Genomic DNA, 24,687 nt, shown 5'->3' on the forward strand with positions numbered 1-24,687 from the left:
CGTACAGGGCCACGGCATCGGCCTTGAACTCGTCCGAGTAATCCTTCATCGCCATCGGCGGCCTTCTCGCTTCCTCCGGATCAAGCAGATCCAGTATCAGCGTGTCCACCACTCAGGGGGAGGCTCCAAGGGCTTCCAAGAGCCTGCCAGCCCTTGACGGGTCAGTGCCGGAGCCCCCGCGGTGACGACTACGCCGGCCGGTACACGGCCTGGTCCGGGTCCGGTCTCACGATCAGACCGTCCTTGGCGAGCTCGCGCAGATTGTGGCGGGCCTCCTTGCCCGCGGCTTCGTCATCCGCCGGCCGGTACCCGGCGACTCGCAGGGCCAGCACGGCACGTTCGGTGTCCCAGGTGCCACCCAGCGCCCGAATCAGCGTGGCGAGCGCCTGCTTGTGAGTCAGCGGCTTCTCTGTCATCTCATCCTCTCCTTCTGAAAACCGCCACAGCATGGCACATGACACACGGCGGAAGGGTTCACGCGGAATCCGCAGGCCACTGTGGAGGCACCACCCACACGGTGCGCGCGAGGAACTGACCACTGCGCGGCAGCGACGGCCGGGCTCGATGGGGCTACGACTCGAACCGTGGTCAGCCGGCCGACGCCTGCCCGCTCTGGGCAGGGGTGGGATCCACCCCAACCGTCCCCCTCCCAGAACCGTTCCAGGCTTTCAGCGCCTCCCAGGCTCGCCCTCAACTGCCCCGCTCAAAAGGTTGATGATCCGGCATGATGACCTTCATGGCGGACGAAATGGACCTACGGGCGGCAGCGACGGCGTTCGACCGGAGCAGCGTGCCGGACAGCGGGACAGCCGCCGAGGACGAACGCAAGCAGGTGCTCTCTCAGTTCCCCCTGGAGGGGTGGCCGACACTGCCCTTGTCGCGCTACGCCCTGGGGCAGGCGGCCGAGTCCGGGAGCGGACCGACGTACTGCAGGCTGATGGAGTTCGGTACCCCGAACCTCGGCAGCATCAAGGGCGGCAGCGCGGCGAAGCACATCATGTACCACCACAACTCCGGCGAGTGGCGGGTGGCCGCGCCGCTGCGCGGGATGGAACCGCATGAGGCGTGGGAGGAGCTGCGCGGGCAGTTCGTGCGGGCCTTCGAGGCCGTGTCCGCAGCGGACTTCGAGGCCGTGGACGACCTTGAGGCGCTGCGGTTCGGTCCGACGCTGGTGACCAAGTCCCTGGCCACGTACTTCCCCGAGCACTTCCTGCCCATCTACGCCGGCGAGCACCTGCGTCGATTTGTCGCTCTGCTGGGCGGCTCCTCGCAGCCCGACGCGCCGGCCTGGCGCAACAACCGAAGGCTGCTGGAACTCGTCGGCGCGAAGCCGGAGTTCGACGGCTGGAGCGGACAGGAAATCATGCACTTCCTGTACGCGAAGTTCGATCCCCGTCCGCAGCAGCGCGCTGTCTGGAAGATCGCCCCCGGTGAACGAGGACGGCTGTGGGAAGAGTGCCGTGACGGCGGGGTGATCCGCGTCGGGTGGGACGACCTCGGCGACCTCGGCCAATACCAGAGCGATACCGAGCTGAAGCAGGCGCTCGACGCGTATTGGCCGCGCAGCAGCGGGGGCAGCCTGACGCTCGCCCGGCGACTGCTGGCGTTCCGGGACCTGGAGGCGGGGGACCGGATCGTGGCCAACCGTGGGATGGACGAGGTTCTGGCCACCGGGACCGTCAGCGGGAGTTACCGCTTCGACGCCGACCACTCCGAGTACCAGCACGTCGTCCCGGTGTCCTGGGACGTCTCCCACGCGCGGAAGCTGTCGAAGCCCCAGCACGGCTGGCGGTCCACGTTCGCCAAGGTGCCGCCGACGCTCTTCGCCAGGATCACCACGGGCCTCGCGGATACGGGCGTGGAGTCGACGGAGTCGTACACCGGCGGCCCCGTCACGCTGCCCGAGGATGTCGCAGGCGTACTGGAGGCGCTGGAGCGCAAGGGTCAGGTGATCCTGCACGGACCTCCAGGCACTGGAAAGACCCGGCTCGCACTCGGCGCCGCCCTCGCCCTCGCCGGTCGTGCGGACGCGCTCAACTCCACGCCGGACCAGCGGGCCGCGGCCCAGGCAGAGACGCTGCGGGACGGCCGCATCCACATGGTGACCTTCCATCCGTCCTACGGCTACGAGGACTTCGTGGAGGGTTTCAAGCCGGACCTGAGCGCCACCGGCCCCGGGCTGACCCTGGCGCTCACCGACGGTGTGTTCCACACCCTGTGCGCCCAGGCCATCACACGCCCGGACGAGACCTTTCTGCTGATCATCGACGAGATCAACCGGGGCGATCTGCCGCGCATCTTCGGCGAATTGGTCACCCTGCTCGAACTCGACAAGCGCGGCCTGCCCCTCGCGCTGTCCGTCAGCAGGCGCACCTTCTCGGTGCCGCCGAACGTACGGATCATCGGGACCATGAACACGGCGGACCGCAGCATCAGCCATCTGGACGCCGCCGTACGCCGTCGCTTCGCGTTCCTCCCGGTCGGTCCCGACCCGGACGCGGTGTCCGGCACGGTCGGCCCCCTGGAACTCGCGGAGTTCTTCGAGTCCCTCAACACCCGTATCGCCCGTCACCTCGACGCCGACCACCAGATAGGGCACGCCTACCTGCTGCGCAACGGCGAGCCGATCGCCACCGAGGACGACCTGGCCGCCGCCTTCCACCACGAGGTGATCCCGCTCCTGGAGGACTACTGCCTCGGTCGCGCCGACCTGCTGCACCGTATCCTCGGCGGCCTCGTCGACGCGGACACCGGACGCCCCGCGCTGATGTCGCCGCAGGACCTCGTCGCCGCGCTCGCGACCGAGTTCACCAGCGGCACGCCGGGCCCCGATGCCTGACCGCACCGAGGTCCGGCTCGCAGAGTACGGAGCCGCACTGCTGGGGGCTGACCAGCTCACCCCCCGGGACGTCGAGCGGTTGCGCGCCCTCCAGGCGCGTGGCTGCCTCAGCCTGGACCAGGCCCCTGCCGGGTGGCGGCTCAAGGCCGACGCGACCGTCGGGATCCTGGTGCTCGACCGCATCCGCCTGGTCATCGAGCCTAAGTTCGCCATCCCGGGCGAGCAGCTCATGAACTGGCTCGCCTACGCCCTCCGCGCGCCGACACCGCTCCCGGCGACGGCACGGCGCTGGGCCACCGGCCCGGACGGCTACGCCGACCTCGTGGCGGCGGCCCTGCTGGAGCAGTGCGAGCAACTGGTGCGGGAGGGGCTGCGCCGAGACTACGTACGCCGTCAGAGCCTGGAACCCATCCTGCGGGGACGCCTCGACCTCGCGGCCCAGGTGTCCAGCCGCTACGGACAACTGGACCAGCTGCACGTCCGCATCTTCGACCGGGAGGCGGACATCTGGGACAACCGCGTCCTGGGGACCGCGCTACGGGTGGCCCGCACCCTGGCCACACACCCCGACCTGGCCCGCGACCTTCACACCATCGCCGACGCTTTCCCGCAGGCCCCGACCCCCAACGCCGCCCTGCGCGCCCTGGACCGCACCCGGTACACACGCCTGAACGCCCGCTACCGCACCGCGCACACCTGGGCACGCCTGCTCCTGCGTGGCGGCGGTGTGACCGACCTCCTCACCGACGACGGCATGACGGCGGACGGCCTCCTGCTGGCCATGCCCGCCCTCTGGGAAGCCGTCGTCCGACGTCTGGCCACCGAGGCCGCCGCCCCGAACGGCGGGCACGCCGTCCCCAGCGGCGGTGCGACAGGCATCAACGTGCGCGGTGACCTCGGCAGCACCTCGACCTTCCGGCCCGACGTACTGCTCAGCCTTCCGGGGCGTGCCCCGTCCGCGCGCACTCTGCTGCCGGTGGACGCCAAGTACAAGCGCTACGACCGCTATGGCGTCGGTGCGGGCGACGTCCACCAGCTCCTCACCTACGGTGCCGGCTACACCCCGAGCGCCGACCCGCGTGCAGCGATCGTCCACCCGTGTTCCGGTGGTCACTCCCACCGGACCCTCCAGGTCAGTGGACCGCGGGGTGCACTCGGAAGCATCCACGTCCTCGGTGTCGACACGCAAGCGTCCCCGCACCAGGCGGCCCTGTGGGTCAGGTCGGCACTGCCCTGGGCCGACCGGTGACCGCCGCCCGCCCACGTCGGCCGAGGCGCTGGGTCCCCGTCGCTCACAGGCTGGGAGTGCCCGAGCACCTGAAGCGTTGCAAGCCCGCGAAGCGCACCGCGCTCGGTTCAGCCTCCACCCCACAGGCGGTACCACGTGACGACATCAGGGAGCTATGGCCGGCGGCCCAACGAGGAGAGCCGCCTCGGTTATCGCCTGGCCGAGCTGGTGGACGGAGAGTTCGGCGCCGACACCCGGGATCGAGTGCGGACAGGCTTTGACTCGGCCCTTCAGCACATGGGTGCCGGACTGTTCGGCAGCACAACAGCCTCCGCCGCTGCCGCCGCGTCCCCCCACACGGGCGGCCCTGAGGAGACCGGTCGCTCGACGAGCTCTACCAAGCCGCCCTCGCGGAGGGCGGCAAGCTCGTGGTGTACGCGGGTGGTGACGTCTCGACGCAGGCGGACGGCCTTCGCACCGGCTTCAAGAACCGCTTTCCCGGCATCGATCTGACGGTTGTCGTCGACTGCAGCAAGTACCACGACATCCGGGTGGACAACCAGTTCGCCACCGACACCCTGGTCCCCGATGTCGTACAGCTGCAGACAGTCCGGGACTTCGTGCGCTGGAAGGAGCAAGGGCGTCTGCTCCCTTACAAGCCGGCCGGATTCTCGAAGCTGTACGCCCCCTTCAGGGACCCGCATGGCGCCCGGCTCACACGAAGTCACCACCGGCGTGGGGAAGTTCCGCACGGCTGTCCAGACCGAGAAAGCCCCGGCCCGGCAGAAGCTGTCGGCCGGGGCGAACGCTCGCCGCTTCTACGACTTGACCGTCATCGACCTCGCCGATCCGGCCATGCAGCCGACGGTCGCGATCCACCACCACCGCCAGAACCGCCGCACCAGCGAACTCGCCTACCACCGCTACCACTCACGCACGCCGACACGCCGTACGACCCGGCCGCCACCCACGTCGGGCAGTACCGACGGACGGCGACCGGGATCGTTTCGGCGCATTCCGGGCTTCCGGCATGCCCGGCAGCACCGCTGGGCACGCATTTCATTTACGGAGGCTCAATGAAGAATGAACTATCGCGGCAAACCCGCCTTGACCGGAGGTCAATTTGACAATAGTCACTAACCGTGTTAATATACGCAAGTGACGCTTTGATGCATACTATGACCATGGGGGTGGGTGTATGAGGAGTCACTCCTTATCCACGTCCGGTATTCATCCACCACAAGTGAGGCCGATCGCCGTTATCGGCGGCCCGCCATGGCGGCGAGACCACCTCGACGCCAACCGCGATTCAGCAGGGCCGGTGCTCATCGCACCGCACCTGCGCCCTCCCCGCAGGTCGACCAGCTTCCCAGCGCTCAGAGGGTCCTCGTCAACGCGGCGCGCCCGTTGATGCGGCCCGCACCGCCCCCACGGCACTCCCCCGTGGTCGTACGCACTCGTTCTCGGCAATGGCGATGCGTCGGCCGGGGACGAGCACCCATCCGTGTCAATAGCCGCTCGACGAGCGCCTTTCGGCACGCTTCCTCCGGCCACCGTCCGCCACCAAGCGGCGATGCGCCATCACACCCACCCACCGGCCAACGGCGAGGCAACGGCAACCGCCGTACCCGCACAGGTCCCGGAAGATCGCAGCCGGACGACGGACAGTGAGCCGAACCGGCTGGAGTACGACGGGGGCGACTACGTGGTACCCCACCCCGAGCGGTACCACGTTGAGTGGAAGGGCATCCGTGTTACCGGTAGATAACGTTGTCAGCAATGCCGTCGATCCTCTCACACCCTCCATTGAGGCTTTCGGCCATATGAGAGTCCGCATCGGACAGCGTGAAGTCGCCCTGGGCTCCCCTCGGCAGCGTGCCCTGTTCGCGGTTCTGCTCATCAGCGTCGGCAAGACCGTGCCCGTACACGACATCATCAATTGCATATGGGGGCCGGCTCCCCCATCGGCCGTGACCGGCACGCTCCACTCCTATGTCTCCCGGCTCCGCAAAGCCATCTCCGATGTCCTGACGACACGGCACGAGATCCTCGTCAGCATGCGTCACGCGGCTCCCGGATATCAGCTGGACATCTCACCGGAAGGCACCGACGTCCACCGGTTCGAACAGCTCGTGGAGTCCGGCCGCACCCACTTCTCCGCCGGAGACCTGCCCGAGGCACGCAGGGACCTCGATCGTGCGATGGCGCTGTGGACGGACACGCCCTACAGCGAACTGGCGTCGTACGACTTCGCGGCTCTGGAAGCGAGCCGTCTGGACCAACTGCGCCTCCAGGCCCTGCAGATCTGGGCCGACGCGTGCCTGCACCTCGGGGCGCACGACGAGGTGGTCCGGGAACTGAGCAAGGAGATCCGCCGCAACCCCATGCTGGAGCGGCTGGGCAGCCAGTTGATGCTGGCGCAGTACCACAGTGGTTCACCCGCGGAAGCCCTCATGACGTACGAGCGGATCCGCTCCCATGTCTCCGCCGAACTCGGCGCCGACACCAGCAAGGAACTCCAGGAGATCCACCAGTCGATCCTGCGCCAGGACCTGCCGGTCGTACCACCCCGGCCCCTGCTCGAAAGCCGGCCTGTGGTACTCACCGCACCTTCGGTCCGGACGAATCCGGTCCAGGCGAATCCGGTTCAAGCAGGTCCCGTTCAGGCAACTCCGGTTCAGGCGGATCCGGTCCACGCGCGTCCGGTCGGCACGTCCCCCGCGGTCCCGGCGCCCGTCTCCGCAGACGTCCCGGTCCGACCCCGGCCCCGGCCACGGCCGGCCGGAGCGGTACCCCCGATCGGCAGCCTCATCGGGCGGGAGCGCGAGATGGAGCAACTGCGCTCGATGGTGACGGGCGACTTCCCCCGGCGGACCGTGCTGATCACCGGTGAACAGGGCATCGGCAAGACCCGTCTGCTCAAGGAACTGGCACGCGAACTCGGGCCGGACAGGCCGGAGGTGATCTGGGCGCACTGCACCGGCCGTGGCAGTCGCCGGACTTGGGGCCAGGTCGTTCAGAAAGTGCTCCGGGTGCGCGGGGACGCGCTGCACGGCTGTTCGTCGGGCGCCGGGCCCGGGACGCCTCCCCCGCACGAGTGCCACCGGCCCTCGGACGGCGACCTCGGGCAGGCGCACCTCGACGACACGGCCTACCAGCAAGCCGTGGTGCATCTGCTGCTCACCGCCGCGGCGGACGAGCCGCTGGTGATCGTGCTGGAGGACCTCCACCTGGCCGACACCCACACCCTCGAACTACTGCGTCTGCTCACCATGGAGGGCCAGGAAGCCCACCTCGTGGTCCTCGCGACCGTGCAGGAACACTCCCTCGCTCGTCTTCCCGATCTGCGGCGCGCGACGGCCGACCTGCTGCGCACGGACGGTGTGGGGAACCTCCATCTGACCGCGCTCTCCCCGGTCCAGGCGCACGCGCTGATCCACGAACTGCATGAAGCGCCCGTCCCCTGGCACCACGTGTCGTTCCTCCACCGGGCCACCGGGGGCAACCCGTACCTGCTCACCGCGCTCGCCAGACACGAGGATCTGACCAACGTCCACAAGGACCTCCTCGCGTCCCTCTCGTTCGACGTCAGGACGGTGCTGCTCAGCCGGCTCGCCGAGCATCCGCTCGAGGCGATCGCCGTGCTGGAGGTGTGCGCGGTCATGGGGCCGGTCATCGACCACTACCTGCTCACCTCTGTCCTCGACCAGCGGGGTATGACCGGTACCGTCAAGGAAGCACTGGACACCGGTCTCCTCACCCGCAATCCCGCCGATCCCGGAGATCTGCGGTTCAGCCAGTACCTGATACGGGACTATCTGCTCGCGGGACTGGACGCCGTACTGAAGGCGCAGTTGCACCTGAGCATCGCCCAGGCACTGGCCGAGCGGACCGCGCACAGTTCCCGGTCGGTCATCGGCCCCGACCTGACGCATCACTGCACGCAGGCCGCCGTGGCCCTGGATCCGCATGAGGCGGTGCAGCCGATGATCGCACTCGCCGACCGGGCCGAGGCCCTCAAGCGTTGGGGCGAGGTGGTGATGTGGCTGGCGCAGGCCTCCGCCGTCCTCCGCTCCCGTCCGCTGCGCGGTGAGGCCGTGCATGCCGACCGCGCACTGCAGGAACGGCTGGCCCGCGTGAGGGCCACCTGTTTCCGCTGCCCGACCAGCAGGCCGTGTCCGAAGGCGGAGAACAGCAACGCTATCCTCCGGCGGAATCTGCCGGGCGCGTGCTACACGCCCCGGCCCGCGACGATGATCACGGCGGCCCGGCAGGAAACTTGACGTCTTTCTTGAGTTTTTCTTGACACGTGCCGTCACCCGCCCTGCGAGGCGAAGTCCGGACCCGTCACGCATGACTTCCGGCCTTCGCCGCGCACCCCTCCTCAGGAATTCTTGACGCATTCTTGCATTCCTCGAAGGCGGCGCGATCAGTGGTGTTGCCGGGCCTTTCGCGGGCGCTAGCGTGAATCCCGTCCCGTCGCCGTGGCAGCCCGCAGCTCGAACGGACAGGAGAAATCCTTTGACCACTTCCATGCCCACCGTACGGCCGGACCGGCGCCACCTTGCGTCCGGGATTCCCGGTCCCCTTTCCAGCGCCTTCGAGGCACGGCGTCGCGCCGCGGTCGCCAGGGGCGTCGGCAGCGCCGTTCCCGTGTACGCGGCAGCGGCGGATCCCGGTCTGCTGCACGACATAGACGGGAACGCGTTCATCGACCTCGCGTCCGGTCTCGGTGTGACGGCGGTGGGCAACGCGGCCCCGGACGTCGTCGCGGCGGTCCGCGAGCAAGTGGGGCTGTTCACCCACACCTGTTTTCTGACCAGCCCCTACTCCGGGTACGTGGAGGTGTGCGAGGAGCTGTCGAACCTCACGCCCGGCCGTCATGAGAAGCGCAGCGTTCTGCTGAGCACGGGTGCCGAAGCGGTGGAGAACGCCGTCAAGGTCGCCCGGGCCGCCACCGGCCGCAGCGCCATCGTGGTGCTGGACCACGCCTACCACGGACGCACCAACCTCGCTCTGGGCATGACCGCGAAAAACGCGCCGTTCAAGCAGGGCTTCGGCCCGTTCGCCCCCGACATCCACCGGGTCCCCACCTCGTACCCGTACCGCGACCCGCAGGGCATGACCGGCGAGGAAGCGGCCCAGCGCGCCCTTGAGGCTCTGGAACGCCAGGTCGGCGGGGAGAACGTGGCCGCCATCGTCGTCGAACCGGTGCAGGGCGAGGGCGGGTTCATCGTGCCGGCTCCCGGTTTCCTGCCCGCGCTCCAGAGCTGGTGCCGGGAGCACGGAGCCCTGTTCGTCGCCGACGAGATCCAGAGCGGGTTCTGCCGTACCGGCGCCTGGTTCGCCAGCGAGCACGAGGACCTCGTACCGGACCTGGTGATCACCGCCAAGGCACTGGCCGGCGGGCTGCCTCTGTCCGCCGTGACCGGGCGGGCCGAGATCATGGACGCGGTGCAACTCGGTGGCTTCGGCGGTACCTACGGTGGCAACCCGGTCGCCTGCGCCGCCGCTCTGGCGTCCATCGAGGTGATGCGCACCCGGCACCTCGTCGACAGCGCACGGGCGATCGGCGACACCCTGTTCACCCGCCTGCGCGCCCTCGCCGTGCGGCATCCGGCCATCGGCGAGGTCCGGGGGCGAGGCGCGATGGTGGGTGTCGAGATCGTCGAGCCCGGCGGCAGGCGGCCCGGCGCCGATGCGGCCCAGCGGCTGGCCAAGGCCTGTCAGCAGCGCGGGGTGCTGCTCCTGACCGCCGGGACCCACAGCAACGTCCTGCGGTTCCTGCCTCCTCTCGTCATTCCTCCGGCCCTGCTGAACGACGCGGTCGACGTCATCGAGGAGTGCTGTGACGAACTCCTCGCATGAGGCACCCCGGGCCGGCGCTCCGCTGCCGGTGAGCAGACTGGGAGAGCTGAAGGTCCCGGCCCAGGGACTGGGCTGTCTGAGCATGAGCTCCTTCTACGGGCTCTCGGACCGCGACGAGGCGATCGCCACCGTGCACCGCGCGGTGGACCGGGGCGTGACCCTGATCGACACGGCCGACGTGCAGGGCCTCGGAGAGGGCGAGCGGCTGGTCGGCGCGGCCATCGCCGGGCGACGCGAGCGCGTGCTGATCGCCACGAAGGTGGGTCTGGAGCGTTCGGCGAGCGGCGAGTTCCTCGGCGTGCGGGGCGACCGGACATACATCCGTGACCGGTGCGAGGGCTCGCTGCGCCGGCTGGGCGTGGACCGGCTGGACCTGTACACCAAGCACTGGGCCGCTCCCGGCGAGCGGATCGAGGAGGCCATGGAGGCCATGGCCGAACTCGTGGCCGAGGGCAAGGTGCGCCATGTGTGCCTGTCCGAGGTCTCCGCCGACACGATCCGCAGGGCCCACGCGGTGCACCCCGTCACCGCGGTCCAGAGTGAATGGTCCCTGTGGACCCGCGGCATCGAGCGGGAGGTGCTGGCCACCTGCCGGGAGCTGGGCATCGGCATCATCGCCAACTGCCCGCTGGGCCGCGGGTTCCTCACCGGTGGCGTGACCTCGGCGGCGGAGTTGCGGCCGGAGGACTTCCGGCACACGCTGCCCCGCTTCACCGAGGGCAACATCGGGCGCAACCGGGCTCTCGTCGAGAGGCTGCGGTCCGTCGCACGCCGGCTGGAGATCACTCCCGCCCAGCTCGCGCTGGCCTGGCTCCACCACCAGGGCGACGACGTCGTCCCCATTCCCGGCACGGCTCGCCGGGACCATCTCGACGAGAACCTGGCCGCGGCCTTCATCTCCCTCACCCCGCAGGACCTACGGGAGACGGAGGCGGCGGTGGCTCCCGGCGCGGTGCACGGTGAACGCTACGGCTCGTTCCTCATGGAGCTGGTGGACAACTGAACCCGGGTCCGCACAGGCCTCGCGGGCCGCACAAGGGCGCCGCTTCCCGTCACGGGAAGCGGCGCCCTTGTCGCTGGTGGGTTCGTCGTACGACCCGCCGGGGTCAATCGACGGACGTGGTGTCCGCGGAACCTATCCAGGACACGCCCGGGAACCGGAGCGCGAGGTCGCGGACGGTGCCGATCACCTGCTCGGGCGCCTCACCGCGCAGCAGGAGCCGCTCCAGGATGTCGGCCACCTCGGTCATCTCGGCCTCCTTCATGCCGCTGCGGGTGAGCTCCTGCGTGCCCAGCCGCAGGGCCGGCAAGCCGTCGCTGCTGGGCAGGGGAACCGTCGTACTGCGTACGTTCGCCCGGGTCAGCACCCTGCCCCAGCCGTGCGGCCCCTGCTCCTCGGGGATGTACGCCCAGACCTGGTGCGTCTCGGTCCAGCCGAACTCCTCGCCCGCCACGCTGAACCCCCGCTGCGCCAACTGGGCCGCCAGCTCACGGGCGTTGGCGATGATCTGCTGCGCGTGCTCCACCCGGCAGGGCATCAGCTCCTCCAGGGTGATCGCGAGTGCGCCGACGTTCCCGGCGTGCGAGCTGGAGGCGGTGAACGGGATCCGCTCCATGACCTTCCCGGCCAGCGTCGCGTCGTTCGTGACCATCAGGCCCTTCTGCGGGCCGGGCAGTGTCTTGTGGGTGCTGCCCGAGACGGTGTCGAACCCGCCGTCGAAGACCAGGGTCTTGGGAGCGGCCGGCAGGATGCCCATGAGGTGGGAGGCGTCCAGGCACAGGAGGGTGTCCGGTGCCGCCTGGCGCAGCAGCCGGGCGTCGGGCAGACGCAGCATGCTGGAGGCGTCGAGGTAGATGACGTCGACGGGGGACTCCGCGAGCCGGGCGGCGAGCTCCTCGTAGTCGATCAGCAGGGTCTTCCTGTCGAACGGCAGGCGTGAGACGGAGTGTCCCAGGCCCTCGCAGATCGTGATGGTGGCGTAGTGGCCGCCGTCCTCCGGGTGCAGGACCATGACGCGGCTGCCGGCAGGCACCAGGGCGGTGATGACGGTGTACATGGTGTGCAGGCCGGACAGGAAGTGCACGCACCCGTGGCGGGCGCCGTAGAACTCCTTGGCCAGGTCGACGCAGTAGTCGTACACCTCCCCCAGCCCCATGACGTCCCCGTAGTGCGAGACCGGGCCCTCGACGTAGGGGTAGCGGTTGTTCGCGTCGCTGGCCAGTGCCTCGCGGGCCCTCGGGGAAAGCCTGTTCTCGATGGGGAACAAGTTGAGGCTGGGCTTGCGCCGCAGGACTTCCAGTACGTCCATGGGACACTCCTGTGATGGCCGGGGCGGGACAGGCGGAGATTCTTTCAACGCGCCCTTGCCGCCCCCTTGTCGTCCGCTGGCGAAGAGCGGCGGCCGAAATGAAGCCCCCTGCGGCCGAAAGCTTTTGACGAGGCATTGGCACGGCTGTGGGCCGCCATTGACGAGGGGAAAGCGTGGGTCAATGCGGACCGCATTCGCGGCTTTCCGGCCGGAGCCGCCTTTTCCGAAGGGTCACAAGGGATCGTCCATTTCGCTGCAAGAGGCGTTGGACAGCATGTGCCATGTCCGGCCGGCCTTTTGGCCCGTGCCGCAGGTAGGCCTTTCACCGGCCCGGACGCGGAGACCCTTCCCCACCGAGGAGCTGCCATGTCACGCGTGTCCACCAGCCCTTCCACTTCCCCCACCACCGCACACGCCCTGCTCCAGCGCCTCCGTGATCACGGCGTGCGCACCGTGTTCGGTGTGGTCGGCCGGGAGGCGGCGTCGATCCTCTTCGACGAGGCGGAGGGCATCGACTTCGTGCTGACCCGGCACGAGTTCACCGCCGGGGTCGCCGCCGACGTGGTGGCCCGCATCACCGGCCGACCGCAGGCGTGCTGGGCCACCCTGGGCCCGGGTATGACCAACCTGTCCACCGGCGTCGCCACCTCCATACTCGACCGGTCGCCCGTCATCGCGCTGGCGGCCCAGTCGGAGTCGCACGACATCTTCCCCAACGACACCCACCAGTGCCTGGACTCGGTGTCGGTGATGGAGCCGATGACCAAGTACGCGGTGGAACTTCAGCGGCCGGACGACATCGTCGACCTGGTGGACTCCGCGGTGTCGGCCGCGATGACCGAGCCGGTCGGCCCCAGCTTCATCTCCCTGCCGGTCGACCTGCTCGGCAGCGAGATCGACGCCTCCGTCGAGCACCCCGCGGCGAAGATGCCGTCCAAGCCCATCGGTGCCTTCGAGGAGGGCTGGGAGAAGGAGGCGGACAAGGCCGCCGAACTCCTCCGCTCGGCGCAGCACCCGGTGCTGGTCGTCGGTGCCGCCGCGATCCGTTCCGGCGCGGTGCCCACCATCCGCGCCCTGGCCGAGCGCCTGCGCATCCCCGTCATCACCACCTACATCGCCAAGGGCGTCCTGCCCCAGGGCCACGAGTTGAGCTACGGCGCGGTCACCGGCTACATGGACGGCATCCTGTCCTTCCCGGCCCTGGAGACCCTGTTCGGCCCGGCGGACCTCATCCTGACGGTCGGGTACGACTACGCCGAGGACCTGCGGCCGTCGATGTGGCAGCGCGGCGGCGCGAAGAAGACCGTGCGGGTGTCGCCGACGGCCAACCCGATCCCGCGGGTCTACCGTCCCGACCTCGACGTCGTGACCGACGTGCAGGCGTTCATGACGCACCTGGACGAGCGGACGGCCGGATTCGACGCGAAGACCCCGCACGACATCACCCCGCTGCGCGAGCGGATCAGCGAGTTCCTGGCCGACCCGGCCCAGTACGACGACGGCATGCGCGTGCACCAGGTCATCGACTGCATGAACACCGTCATGTCGGAGACCGCGGAGTCCGGCGAGGGCACGATCGTCTCCGACATCGGTTTCTTCCGGCACTACGGGGTCCTCTTCGCCCGCGCCGACCAGCCGTTCGGCTTCCTCACCTCGGCCGGCTGCTCCAGCTTCGGATACGGTCTGCCCGCGGCGATGGGCGCCCAGATCGCCCGGCCCGGACAGCCCACCATGCTCATCGCGGGCGACGGCGGCTTCCACTCCAACAGCGCCGACCTGGAGACCATCGCCCGGCTCAACCTGCCGATCGTCACCGTCGTCGTCAACAACGACACCAACGGCCTGATCGAGCTGTACCAGAACATCGGCCACCACCGCTCCCACGACCCGGCCGTGAAGTTCGGCGGCGTCGACTTCGTCGGGCTCGCCCGCGCCAACGGCATCGAGGCGATCAAGGCCGGCACGCGCGAGGAGCTCCTGGCCGCACTGCGCAAGGGAGCGGGACTGGGCAGGCCGTTCCTGGTCGAGGTGCCGGTCAACTACGACTTCCAGGCGGGCGGCTTCGGCGCCCTGAGCATCTGATCATGGCGGGATCCCTCCCGGCAGCCGTCGGTTTCCTCGCCGAGATCCGCCCGGACGGCGGCCCACCCCTGCGGCCCGACTTCGCGTCCCTCGGCGGGCGCACCGAACTGGCAGAGGGCACAGGCGGTCAGAGTCTGCGAGCCGTGCTGCTGCACTCGGGCGCGCCGGACGGCGCCCACGCCCGTGACCGGGGCCGGACGGTGGTCTTCGCCGGCGAGCTGTACAACCGGGACGAACTTGCCCGGCTGCTGCCCGCCGGGCTGTCACCGGACAGCGACGCCGCCCTGGTGCTGGCCCTCTTCGGCAGCTACGACGTGCACGCCTTCCGGCTGCTCAACGGCCGTTTCGCGGCGCTGGTCGCGGCCGGGGAACGCGTCGTGCTCGCCACGGACCACGCGGGATCCGTGCCCCTGTACGCGTCCGTCGCCGCCGGCCGGGTGCTGGCGGCGACCGAGGCGAAGGCGCTGCGCGCAGCCACGGGCGGGCAGCCGCTGCCCGCCCGCCCGGTGCGGCGACTGACAGGTGTCCATCAGGTGCCCGCGGGGACCGTCCTGGACATACGGGTGAGCACCGCGGAGTGTGTCGCCCACCGGACCTGGGCGCCCCCGCTGGCCCGCCGGATCGTCTCCGAGAACGAAGCCGTCGAGACAGTCCGGCAGGTCCTGGACCGTGCCGTGCGGGTGCGGACGGGACCGGACACCCCGCTCGTGGTGCTCTCCGGGGGGATCGACTCCTCCAGTGTCGCGGCGCTGTCCGCGCACCGTTCGGCGGGACGGATCGAGACGGTGTCCATGGGGACGGAGGAAGCCGACGAGTTCCCGCAGGCACGTGTGGTGGCCACCCATCTGGGCTCCGCCCACCGCGAGATCACCGTGTCGATGGCCGACCTGCTGCGCCAGTTGCCGCACGCGGTCTGGGCGGCGGAGTCCCTGGACCCGGACATCGTCGAGTACCTGCTCCCGCTGACGGCCCTGTACCTGCGGCTGGAGGGCAGCGGCCGGCGCATCCTCACCGGGTACGGCGCCGACATACCGCTCGGCGGAATGCACCGCGAGGACCGGCTGCCCCAGCTCGACACGGCCGTCTGCCACGACATGGCGACCTTCGACGGCCTCAACGAGATGACACCGGTCCTCTCCCAGATCAGCGGCCACTGGTCCACCCACCCGTACTGGGACCGTGACGTCCTCGACGTGCTGGTGGCGCTGGAGGCCGGTCTCAAACGGCGCTACGGCCAGGACAAGTGGGTGCTGCGCGCCGCCATGGGGGACCTCCTGCCCCACGAGGTCGTCATCCGTCCCAAGCTCGGCGTCCACGAGGGGTCAGGGGTCACCGCCGCGTTCACCCGGCTGCTGACGGACGCCGGCGTCCCGGACCAACAGGTGCACCGGGCCAAGGAGTTGGTGGTGCAGGAGCTGTTCGACCACGTCGTCGTCGCCGGCCGCCACCCGGACGAGGTGAAGACCGGGGAGGTGGTGGAGCAGGTTGCCGAGCGGCTGGCGTCCGGCGCCACGGCCGCCCTGTGACGGCCCACGGCTGCCCCGGCCTCGTCCGCACCCCGTACCGACCCCACGAAACCGTCCACTCGCAGCGAAGAGGGGCCACCCCGTGAACGACCCCGGACAACGGCTCGACATCAACGTCTCTCCTCGTTACGCACAGATCCCCACCTTCATGCGCCTTCCGCACGATCCGTCGCCGCAGGGCAAGGACGTCGTGGTCATCGGCGCCCCGTACGACGGGGGCACCAGCTACCGGCCGGGGGCCCGCTTCGGTCCGCGCGCCGTACGCAACGAATCCGGGCTCATCCACGGCGTCGGCATCGACCGCGGGCCCGGCACCTTCGACCTCATCGACTGCGTGGACGCCGGGGACATCGACCTGACCCCGTTCAACATGCACATCGCGATGGACACGGCGCAGCGGCGCCTGAGCGAACTCCTGGCCGACAACGCCGCCTTCCTGATGATCGGCGGTGACCACTCGCTGACGCTGGCCGCCCTCCGCGCGGTCGCCGCCAAGCACGGTCCGGTGGCCGTCCTGCACCTCGACGCCCACTCGGACACCAACCCCGCCTTCTACGGCGGGGAGTACCACCACGGCACCCCGTTCCGGCACGCCATCGACGAGAAGCTCGTCGACCCGCAGCGCATGCTGCAGATCGGGATCCGGGGCCACAACCCGCAGCCCGACTCACTGGACTACGCCCGTGGACACGGGGTGCGGATCATGACCTCCGACGAGTTCTGCGGCCTCGGTCCCCAGGCGGCCGCGGCCCTGGTCCGCGAACACCTCGGCGACGCACCCGTCTATGTGTCGGTGGACGTCGACGTGGTGGATCCGGCGTTCGCCCCGGGCACCGGCACCCCCGCCCCGGGCGGCCCGAGCTCGCGTGAGGTGCTCGCCCTGCTGCGCGGGGTCGGAGACCTGCGCCCGGTGGGCTTCGACGTCATGGAGGTCTCCCCCCTGTACGACCACGGCGGCATCACCTCGGTGCTGGCGACCGAGATAGGGGCCGAACTCCTCTACCAGTACGCACGCTCCACAACCCGAGAAAGGCAGAGCTCGTGACCGTAGTCGACTGCTCGGAGTACTCCGCCGACCTGCTCGCGTTGGCCTCGCGGCTGCCGCGGATCCCCCGCCAGGACCTGTACGGCTTCCTCGACGCCGCGCACGAAGCCGCCGGCGACCTGCCCGAGGGCCTGGGCACGGCGCTCGACCGGTTCAACGCCGACGGCAGCCACGACGGCTACCTCATGCTGCGGGGCCTGCCGGTGGAGGACGACGACGACCTGCCGGCCACCCCCACCAGCACCCCGGCTCCGGTGGACCGCCCCCTGCAGAACATGGAGGCGATGCTGGCGGTCATCGGCCGCCGCCTGGGCCTGCACACCGGGTACCGGGAGCTGCGGTCCGGCACCGTCTACCACGACGTGTACCCGTCGCCGGGCGCCCACCACCTGTCCTCCGAGACCTCCGAGACCCTGCTCGAATTCCACACGGAGATGGCCTACCACGTCCTCCAGCCGAACTACGTGATGCTCGCCTGCTCACGCGCGGACCACGAGCGCAAGGCGGCCACCCTGGTCGGCTCGATCCGCAAGGCGCTGCCCCTGATACCCGAGGACGTCCGCGCCCACCTCTTCGACCGGCCCATGCCGTGCTGCGTGGACGTCGCGTTCCGCGGCGGCGTCGAGGACCCGGGCGCCATCGCCAACGTCAAGCCGCTCTACGGCGATCCCCGGGATCCCTTCCTCGGCTACGACCGTGAGCTGCTCGCGCCGCGCGAACCCGACGACGTGGAGGCCGTCGCCGTGCTGTCGAAGGCGCTCGACGAGGTGAGCGAGGCGGTGCGGCTGACCCCCGGGGACCTTCTGGTCGTCGACAACTTCCGCACCACGCACGCCCGTACGCCGTTCTCCCCGCGCTGGGACGGCAAGGACCGCTGGCTGCACCGCGTCTACATCCGCACGGACCGCAACGACCAGCTGTCCGGCGGTGGACGCGCCGGTGACGTCGTGGACTTCTCGCCACGCCGCTAGCACCCGCGCAGAACCCTGTGGGCGTGGGACCGCCGGAACGCCGGTGGTCCCACGCCCGCGGCACGCTCCGCACGACCCTGACCTCCGGTGATTGCCGGTACGGTGGGATCCCATCCGCTTGCTGGGGAGATGATTGACCTTGACAGACAGCGCAGCCTTCGACCCGCGAGGTTTCGCGGTGCACACGGCACCGGTCGGGCTGGCGGACGACGGGCGCGACGACTTCACCGTCCTGACATCGACCGAACCGGCCGTCGTCAGCGCGGTCTTCACCCGTTCCCTCTTCGCGGGCCCCAGCGTGGTGCTCAGCCGCGCGGCGGTCCGCGACCGCAGCGCCCGGGGCGTCGTCGTCCTGGCCCGCAACGCGAACGTGGCCACCGGCTCGGAGGGCGAACGCAACGCGCGCGAGGTGCGCGACACGGTGGCCCGGGCGGTGGGCGTGGCCGAGGACGAACTCCTCATCGCCTCCACGGGTGTGATCGGCCGTCAGTACCCGATGGAATCCATCCGGGACCACGTCAAGACCCTCGTCGCGCCCGAGCCGGGCCGTGACGGTTTCCAGCGGGCGGCTCGCGCCATCATGACCACGGACACCCGGCCCAAGGTGGCGCGGGCCCGCGTCGGCGACGCCGTGATCACCGGCATCGCCAAGGGTGTCGGGATGATGGAGCCCGACATGGCCACCCTGCTGACCTTCTTCGCCACCGACGCCCGGCTCGACCCGGAGGAACAGGACCGGATCTTCCGCCGGGTCATGGACCGGACGTTCAACGCGGTCAGCATCGACACGGACACCTCCACCAGCGACACGGCGGCGCTCTTCGCCAACGGACTGGCGGGCGACGTGGACCCCGCGGAGTTCGAGAACGCCCTGTACGAGGTGGCGCTCACCCTGGTCAAGGACATCGCGTCCGACGGAGAGGGCGCGAGCAAGCTGATCGAGGTGCAGGTGAGCGGGGCCCGCGACACCGCGCAGGCCAAACGCGTGGGCAAGGCCGTGGTCAACTCACCCCTGGTGAAGACCGCGGTCCACGGGGGTGACCCGAACTGGGGCCGGGTGGCGATGGCCATCGGCAAGTGCTCCGACGACACGGACATCGACCAGGACAAGGTCGCCATCCGCTTCGGTGAGGTCACGGTCTACCCGCCCGGCCGGCCCGGGGCACAGGACGAGGACGCGGTGCGCGCCGCCGTCGCCGACGAGATGCGCGGCGATCACGTGGTCATCGGCATCGACCTGGCCGTCGCGGACGGCGCCTTCACCGTCTACGGCTGCGATCTGACGGAGGGCTACGTCCGCCTCAACGCCGACTACTCCACCTGACCGCGCCCCTCACCCACCCCGCTCATGACGAAGACCGCCGCTTGCGGAGCGGCGGTCTTCGTCATGAGCGGCCGTGTCACCAGCTGTCGAGGTGGAGGACCTGGTCCAGCGGCTGCCGCCGGGCGGGCTTGAAGTCCGTGCCGATCGAGTACGCCGTCGGAATCAGCGCCGCCTGCACGACACCGTCGGGAATCTTCAGCAGCTCGGCGATCTCCTTCTCGTACATCAGGTGCAGCGTGGTCCAGGCGGTGCCCAGCCTCCGCGCCCGGGCCGCGAGCATGTAACTCCACCCGGCCTGGACGATGGAGCCCCACATGCCCGCCTCGTTGTACTCGGGGGCCTCGTTCGCGTCCAGGCAGGGGATGACGAGCACGGGTACCTCGCTCATCCGCTCCCCCAAGTAGGCGACGCTGTCACCCACCCGCTTCTGCACCGCGTGGCGTTGCGGGTCCTCCGGGTAGAGCGTGCCGCAGGCCCCCTCGGACGAGAGGTAGGTGTCGACCGCCCGGCGGTAGAACTCGCCGATCGCGGCACGCTGGTCCGGGTCCGTGATGACGAGCCAGTGCCAGGTCTGGCGGTTGCTTCCGGTGGGTGCCTGGAGCGCGATCTCGATGCACTCCTTGACGAGTTCCAGGGGCACCGGGCGGGTCAGGTCCAGCCGCTTGCGTACCGATCGGGTGGTCGTAAGCAGTTCGTCGGGGTTCAGGTTCAGCAGAGCCATGGCAATTCCTCGGTGTCGGCGGTCCGTGGACCGGCTTGGGTGCGGGGAACAGACGTGACGGTGGTCTTGGGGTGGCGGGCGGCGCAACGGGCGCGGCCCGGTCAGGAAGGCAGGGGTTCGGCTTCCTCGTGCACCGGCTTGCGGCGCAGCCGGCCCAGGACGAGGTGGAGGGCGGCGGCCAGGAGGCCCAGCGCCGTACAGGCCACCCAGACCGCGGTGGTGCCGGACGCCTCGATCAGCTGGCTGCTCAGGAGCGGGGCCAGGGCCACGGCGGAGCTCCACACCAGCAACAGGCGTCCCTGGTAACTGCCTTGGGCGTGCGCCGGGGCCAGAAGGGCGACGAGTGTCATGCACCGCGGCAGGACGACGATCTCTCCCAGGCTCCACAGCACCACGGTCGCCGCGTATCCCGGAAGGCTCTGGACCACTCCGGTGAGGCCGAAGCCGATGCCGGAGAACAGGGTCGCCACCGCCAGGGCGTGCTCCGGGCGGAACCGGTCGCCCAGCCGGCTCAGCGGTAGCTGGAACGCCGCGATGACCAGGCCGTTCACCATCATGACGAGGCCGTACTCCGCCGGCGAACGCCCTTGCTCCGTCATCGTCAAGGGCAGCGCCACCAGCGGCTGCTGGAACATCAGGCCCAGCAGGAGCACCGATCCGAGCAGGACCGTGAACGGCCGGTCCCGGAGCACGGCCGAGCCCCGTCCACCCGCCCGCTCACGATGTGGCCGGGCCGACTCCGGACGGGTCTCCGGGACAAAACGATAGGCGACGGCACCCGCGACCGTGTTGGCGATCGCGTTGACCAGGAACAGCAGGGCGAAGCTCTGGTCGGCGGCGGCACCGGCGCTGACCGCCGCCACGGAGAATCCCAGGTTGGTCGCCCAGTACAGCAACGAGTAGGCGCGCGGCCGGTCCTCCTCACTCACCAGGTCGGCGACGGCCGCGGCGCGAGCCGGCCGCGTGGCGTTGAGCCCGACCCCCACGACCAGTGTCCCCGCGACCACGAGCACCTTGGTGTCGGCGAAGCCCAGCCCTGCCATGCCGATGACACTCAGCGCCTCGCTCCACAGCAGCACCGCCCGACGCCCCAGGCGGTCGGCGAGGATCCCGCCCACGAAGGCGGCAAGGCCGCTGCCGATGCCGAACACCGTCATGACGAGGCCGGTGAAGGACACCGAGTAGTCACGCACGCTGGTCAGGTAGATCGCCAGGTACGGCACGACGAACCCGCCCGCGGACGTGATGAGCGTTCCACCCCACAGCCACCAGAAGGTGCGCGGCAGGCCGCCGCCCTGCTGGGCGGAGCGTCGTTTCACGAGCCGTTCACCGGCCTGCGGTGGCGGACGAGCGGGGTCACCCCTGCTCCTCGTACTCGATGTGCAGGGTCCTTTCGAGGTGCTCGCGGAACTGCACGGCCTCCTCGTCCGACGCGTGGTGGGACAGCACGATCGCCGGATACGCGGTCCACGCCGGGTACGGGCGCAGCACCGCTCCGGGGGCGACGGCCTGTGCCACGTGGTCGACCCGGGGGTCGGCACGGACCTCGTCCAGGCCCCGGATGCGCCGGAAGGTGCCGCCGGTGCCGACCGGGACCAGGTAGGCGGCCGCGTGTCCGGCCGCCACCGGCTCCTGCGACCAGCACCGGGGCTCCTGCCCCAGATGGATGCGTACGGTCTCGCCCGCGAAGTCGATGCCGCTGCTCCCCCGGACGAGGTGGTGCATGAACCCGCCGCCTCCGATGCGCGCGCCCATCTCCAGCAGCACCGGACGCACCCCGCCGACCAGGCGCAGCTCGGTGTGGGTGGCACCCTCGTCGACGCCGAAGGCGTGGTGGGCGGCGACCACTTCCGCTTCGACGGCGGCCAGGATCTCGGCCGGCAGCCGGGCCGGTGCGCGCAGCGTGGTCTCCTCGAAGTAGGGGCCGGTGAGTTCCCCCTTCCAGGAGACCGCGCACACCCGCACCCGGCCCCGGTGGACCAGGGACTCGGCTGAGATCTCCGGTCCGTCCAGGTACTCCTCGACCAGCACCCCGCTGCCGCCACCCGTTTCGGCGGGCTTGTGCGAACGGGCCTCCACGAGCTCCCAGGTACTGCTGACGGCCTGTTCGAGCTGCTCCTTGTCGTCGACCCGGATGACGCCGAGGCTGGAGAAGCCGCGCGCCGGCTTCACCACGACCGGGAACCGCAGTGTCAGTGCGTCGGCCCAGTCCTCCTTGCGCTCCAGGGCGGCAAGACCGGGGACCGCCAGGCCCGCCTCCGCCAGGCGCTGCCGCATGCTGCGCTTGTCGCGCACCACCGCCGCGCCCTGTTCGGACAGACCGGGGAGACCGAGGGTGCGTGCGGCACGCGCGGTGAAGGGGACGACCAGTTCGTTGCCCGCCATGATCCCGTCGAAGGGGTCCGACCGAAAGCGCTCGACCAGAGCCGCCAGCGCCCCGTCCGGATCCGTCTCCACGTCCAGGGGCAGGACCTCCGTCACCGCGGCGGCCCGCCGTGCCACGTCCAGGTCGGTGCCCGTCCAGGGGATGAGCACCACGTCGACGCCCACACGCTGGGCGGCCTCGAACACCCAGGGGGCGGTGACGAGTTGGCCGACGAGAACAATCTTCGGGCGTTGCGGCATGGTGATCTCCGTGTGAAAGGTGCGGGCAAGCCAGGAAGCGATGCGACGAGTCCGGGCCGACCACCGGTGGCCCGCCGTGCAGTGTTGCGCACGGGCCTTGCCGTGCTCTTGCACCGGGCATGACGCCCCGGAACTGCCCGGCCTGGACATGTGGAGCGTCCCCGTCACCGGCAACGGGACCGTGCGAACTGGTACAGCAGCTCCGCGCCCACCTCGGTGGCCAGGAGGGACGTGACACCGCCGTGGTCGTAGGGCGGGCAGACGCCCATCACGTCGAAGCCGACGGGCTCCAGATCACCGACGCAGCGCAGCACTTCGAGGACGTCGAGCGAGGAGGGCCCGTCCGGTGCCGGCGCCGCGGTGCCGGGCGCGAACCTCGGATCCACGACGTCCATGCCGACCGACACGTAGACCGGTACGTCTCCGATGATCTCGCGGATCAGGCGAGCGGTGGCGGAGGGGCCCACGGCTACCATGTCGGCGGCGGTGATGACCCGTGTGCCGTGTCTTCGGGCGCCGTCCTGCGGGTCGGGTTCGACCCGGGGGCCGCGGACCCCGATCTGCACGAGTCGCCGAGGGTCGATCAGCCTCTCCTCGATGGCCTGACGGAACGTCGTGCCGTGGTGGTATTCGGTGCCGTAGACGTCCGGTTGGGTGTCGCAGTGCGCGTCGAGATGCACCGCGGCGACCATCCCGTGCCTGCGGACGACTGCCCGCAGCGCCGCAAGCGTGAGCGCGTGGTCGCCCCCCAGCATCAGGAACGCGTCGTTGTGCTCCAGCAGGGACTGCAGGCTCCGCTGCGCAACCTCCAAGACCGTGCGCGCGTCGCACGGGCCCAGGTCGATGTCCCCGGCGTCCGCGCAGTCGATGATGTCGGAGGCCGCGGGCCCCCGGCCGAAACCTGTGCCGAGAAGGAGGTCCGAGCCCTGCCGAATGGCCCGCGGGCCCAGCTGGGTCCCGGGCCGATGACTGGTGCCGGCATCGTACGGGGCGCCGATCACCACTAGGTCCCGGCCGCGCGGAGAAGCATGGCGAGGGATTCCCATGAAGGTCGGATTCTGCGCGTAGTTCTGTTCCACTGCTCCACTGCTCATCGATTGTCATGAGGACTTCACTGAGTGTGCCTATTTCCGCGCCCCGTCACGCGCGCCCGCGAGGAGACGGCATTCTGCATGTGTTCGCTTGCAATCCACTGAACAACGCCTTGCAGGCTTCTTGGCGCAGGGCCACCGAGTACGGTTCAAGCCTGCATGTGACAGCAGATGAGCAGGTCAGAAGCCTTGCAATCGGCCAACACTCGACCGCTCTTGTCTCATTTCCTCCGGTCGATAACTGGCCACGTCGAGTTCTGGTTCCTGCCGCTGGGAATTGTTGGAATTTCCGCGACATGAAGTGCGCGCGCCAGATTTGACTCCCGCCCGCGAGTGCTCCTACCGTTTCGTACCACCGCCCCTTCACAAGCCCGTCACGTGTATGCATAAAGGCTTGGGGGGAGTTCAGAAAGACAGCGCGGCGGGTTCTGCCCACCGTCGCCTGGCGTACCGCTCGGAGAGAAAATGGAACAGGATCACATACGCAGCCTCTCGCGTGCCGTCGCGTTGGCCTTGGCCGCCACCGCCCTGGCAGTGACAGGGATCTACGCCCCACTGGCACAGGCATCGATGGTCAGCACCGCAGGCCAGACGCTCACGTCCCCGACCGGGGCCGAGGGGATGCTCACTGAGGAGGACAACGACATTCCCGTCTGCTGCTAGGGAAGACGGACGTGCGGACGCCGGCCGTCCCGACGTCCGCGCGCAGGGTGCCGGTCATGGGGCGCCGGCACCTCGGATCCGGTGCCGGCCCTCAGCCCCCCGGCGTCGGTGACTGCTCAAGCGCATCCTCGGAAAATGCCTCCCGGTGTCCCAGGCAGCGCACGCTCTGCCGGTACGCCCACACCGCACGCGCCTCCTCCCCGCACAACCGGAAGATCTCCGCCAACTCGGCCCAGGCGAAACCTGCCTGACGGTTGGCCTCGGAAGCCTCCAGCATCAAAGCGCCCCGCTCGTAGGCCTCCTGACAGGCTTCGGTCCGCCCCATCGCGAGGTGAGCGGCGGCGAGCACCAGGTAGTTCCGCGCGCTTTGCAGACGGTGCTGCGTGCCGAGGAGC

The 24,687-nt window shown here is 69.9% G+C and carries 17 protein-coding genes and 2 pseudogenes; 12 read left to right on the forward strand and 7 right to left on the reverse strand.

Annotated features, from left to right (window positions below):
- Nucleotides 1-188: 188 nt before the first annotated feature.
- A complete protein-coding gene (locus tag EHS43_RS10155) occupies nucleotides 189-416 on the reverse strand; it encodes a hypothetical protein (protein WP_185806186.1) in 228 nt (75 codons plus the stop codon).
- 320 nt (nucleotides 417-736) lie between these two features.
- Between EHS43_RS10155 and EHS43_RS10160 the strand changes: the two genes are divergently transcribed.
- The 7 genes and pseudogenes from EHS43_RS10160 to EHS43_RS10185 all read left to right on the forward strand — a co-directional run bounded on the left by EHS43_RS10160 (nucleotide 737) and on the right by EHS43_RS10185 (nucleotide 10,938).
- Nucleotides 737-2,839 carry an AAA family ATPase gene (locus tag EHS43_RS10160; RefSeq protein ID WP_125190203.1) on the forward strand — a complete coding sequence of 701 codons (2,103 nt, stop codon included), beginning with the start codon at nucleotides 737-739 and terminating at the stop codon, nucleotides 2,837-2,839.
- Complete coding sequence (locus EHS43_RS10165) at nucleotides 2,832-4,088, forward strand: McrC family protein (protein ID WP_125190204.1); 1,257 nt, start codon at nucleotides 2,832-2,834, stop codon at nucleotides 4,086-4,088. Before EHS43_RS10160 ends, EHS43_RS10165 begins: the two co-directional genes overlap by 8 nt.
- Nucleotides 4,089-4,364: 276 nt before the next feature.
- Nucleotides 4,365-4,777: pseudogene (locus tag EHS43_RS47565) on the forward strand (ABC transporter substrate-binding protein); the annotation flags it as partial.
- Entirely contained in the window at nucleotides 4,770-5,147 is a 378-nt protein-coding gene (locus tag EHS43_RS46335) for a hypothetical protein (RefSeq protein WP_185806188.1), read from the forward strand. The pseudogene EHS43_RS47565 and the gene EHS43_RS46335, both read left to right, overlap by 8 nt.
- Nucleotides 5,148-6,037: 890 nt before the next feature.
- The gene (locus tag EHS43_RS10175; protein WP_369009041.1) at nucleotides 6,038-8,350 is read left to right on the forward strand and encodes a BTAD domain-containing putative transcriptional regulator; all 2,313 of its coding nucleotides are present in this window, start codon (nucleotides 6,038-6,040) and stop codon (nucleotides 8,348-8,350) included.
- A 250-nt stretch (nucleotides 8,351-8,600) separates the two neighbouring features.
- Nucleotides 8,601-9,935 carry a 4-aminobutyrate--2-oxoglutarate transaminase gene (gene gabT, locus EHS43_RS10180; RefSeq protein ID WP_125190214.1) on the forward strand — a complete coding sequence of 445 codons (1,335 nt, stop codon included), beginning with the start codon at nucleotides 8,601-8,603 and terminating at the stop codon, nucleotides 9,933-9,935.
- Nucleotides 9,936-9,963: 28 nt separating this feature from the next.
- Nucleotides 9,964-10,938: an aldo/keto reductase gene (locus tag EHS43_RS10185; protein WP_260470462.1), complete on the forward strand. Its 975-nt coding sequence runs from the start codon at nucleotides 9,964-9,966 to the stop codon at nucleotides 10,936-10,938.
- Nucleotides 10,939-11,041: 103 nt separating this feature from the next.
- Here the strand turns inward: EHS43_RS10185 and EHS43_RS10190 are convergent, their stop codons facing one another.
- Nucleotides 11,042-12,244 (reverse strand): serine hydroxymethyltransferase, encoded by a 1,203-nt coding sequence (locus EHS43_RS10190; RefSeq protein ID WP_125190207.1) that lies wholly within the window; start codon nucleotides 12,242-12,244, stop codon nucleotides 11,042-11,044.
- 366 nt (nucleotides 12,245-12,610) lie between these two features.
- On the opposite strand from EHS43_RS10190, the gene EHS43_RS10195 reads away from it, so the two are divergent.
- The 5 genes from EHS43_RS10195 to argJ all read left to right on the forward strand — a co-directional run bounded on the left by EHS43_RS10195 (nucleotide 12,611) and on the right by argJ (nucleotide 19,192).
- Nucleotides 12,611-14,326, forward strand: a complete 1,716-nt coding sequence (locus EHS43_RS10195; RefSeq protein WP_125190208.1) for a thiamine pyrophosphate-binding protein — start codon at nucleotides 12,611-12,613, stop codon at nucleotides 14,324-14,326.
- Nucleotides 14,326-15,852, forward strand: coding sequence for an asparagine synthase-related protein (locus EHS43_RS10200; RefSeq protein ID WP_125190215.1), 1,527 nt, complete (start codon nucleotides 14,326-14,328; stop codon nucleotides 15,850-15,852). The genes EHS43_RS10195 and EHS43_RS10200 overlap by 1 nt, the downstream gene beginning before the upstream one ends.
- 148 nt (nucleotides 15,853-16,000) lie before the next feature.
- Entirely contained in the window at nucleotides 16,001-16,897 is an 897-nt protein-coding gene (speB, locus tag EHS43_RS10205; RefSeq protein WP_125190216.1) for an agmatinase, read from the forward strand.
- Nucleotides 16,894-17,868: a clavaminate synthase Cs1 gene (cs1, locus tag EHS43_RS10210; protein WP_125190209.1), complete on the forward strand. Its 975-nt coding sequence runs from the start codon at nucleotides 16,894-16,896 to the stop codon at nucleotides 17,866-17,868. The genes speB and cs1 overlap by 4 nt, the downstream gene beginning before the upstream one ends.
- A 139-nt stretch (nucleotides 17,869-18,007) precedes the next feature.
- Nucleotides 18,008-19,192, forward strand: coding sequence for a bifunctional glutamate N-acetyltransferase/amino-acid acetyltransferase ArgJ (gene argJ, locus EHS43_RS10215; protein WP_125190210.1), 1,185 nt, complete (start codon nucleotides 18,008-18,010; stop codon nucleotides 19,190-19,192).
- Between the two features lie 76 nt (nucleotides 19,193-19,268).
- Here the strand turns inward: argJ and EHS43_RS10220 are convergent, their stop codons facing one another.
- The 5 genes and pseudogenes from EHS43_RS10220 to EHS43_RS46340 form a co-directional block, all read right to left on the reverse strand.
- Nucleotides 19,269-19,913, reverse strand: coding sequence for a nitroreductase family protein (locus EHS43_RS10220; protein ID WP_125190211.1), 645 nt, complete (start codon nucleotides 19,911-19,913; stop codon nucleotides 19,269-19,271).
- Between the two features lie 101 nt (nucleotides 19,914-20,014).
- Nucleotides 20,015-21,232 (reverse strand): MFS transporter, encoded by a 1,218-nt coding sequence (locus tag EHS43_RS10225; RefSeq protein ID WP_185806189.1) that lies wholly within the window; start codon nucleotides 21,230-21,232, stop codon nucleotides 20,015-20,017.
- Nucleotides 21,233-21,269: 37 nt separating this feature from the next.
- Nucleotides 21,270-22,538: an ATP-grasp domain-containing protein gene (locus tag EHS43_RS10230; protein ID WP_125190213.1), complete on the reverse strand. Its 1,269-nt coding sequence runs from the start codon at nucleotides 22,536-22,538 to the stop codon at nucleotides 21,270-21,272.
- 164 nt (nucleotides 22,539-22,702) lie between these two features.
- Entirely contained in the window at nucleotides 22,703-23,632 is a 930-nt protein-coding gene (locus EHS43_RS10235; RefSeq protein WP_221740729.1) for an arginase family protein, read from the reverse strand.
- A gap of 751 nt (nucleotides 23,633-24,383) precedes the next feature.
- Nucleotides 24,384-24,687 (reverse strand): annotated as a pseudogene (locus EHS43_RS46340) (transcriptional regulator); the annotation flags it as partial.

The sequence above is a fragment of the Streptomyces sp. RP5T genome (genome assembly GCF_003933965.1).
GTDB lineage: Bacteria > Actinomycetota > Actinomycetes > Streptomycetales > Streptomycetaceae > Streptomyces.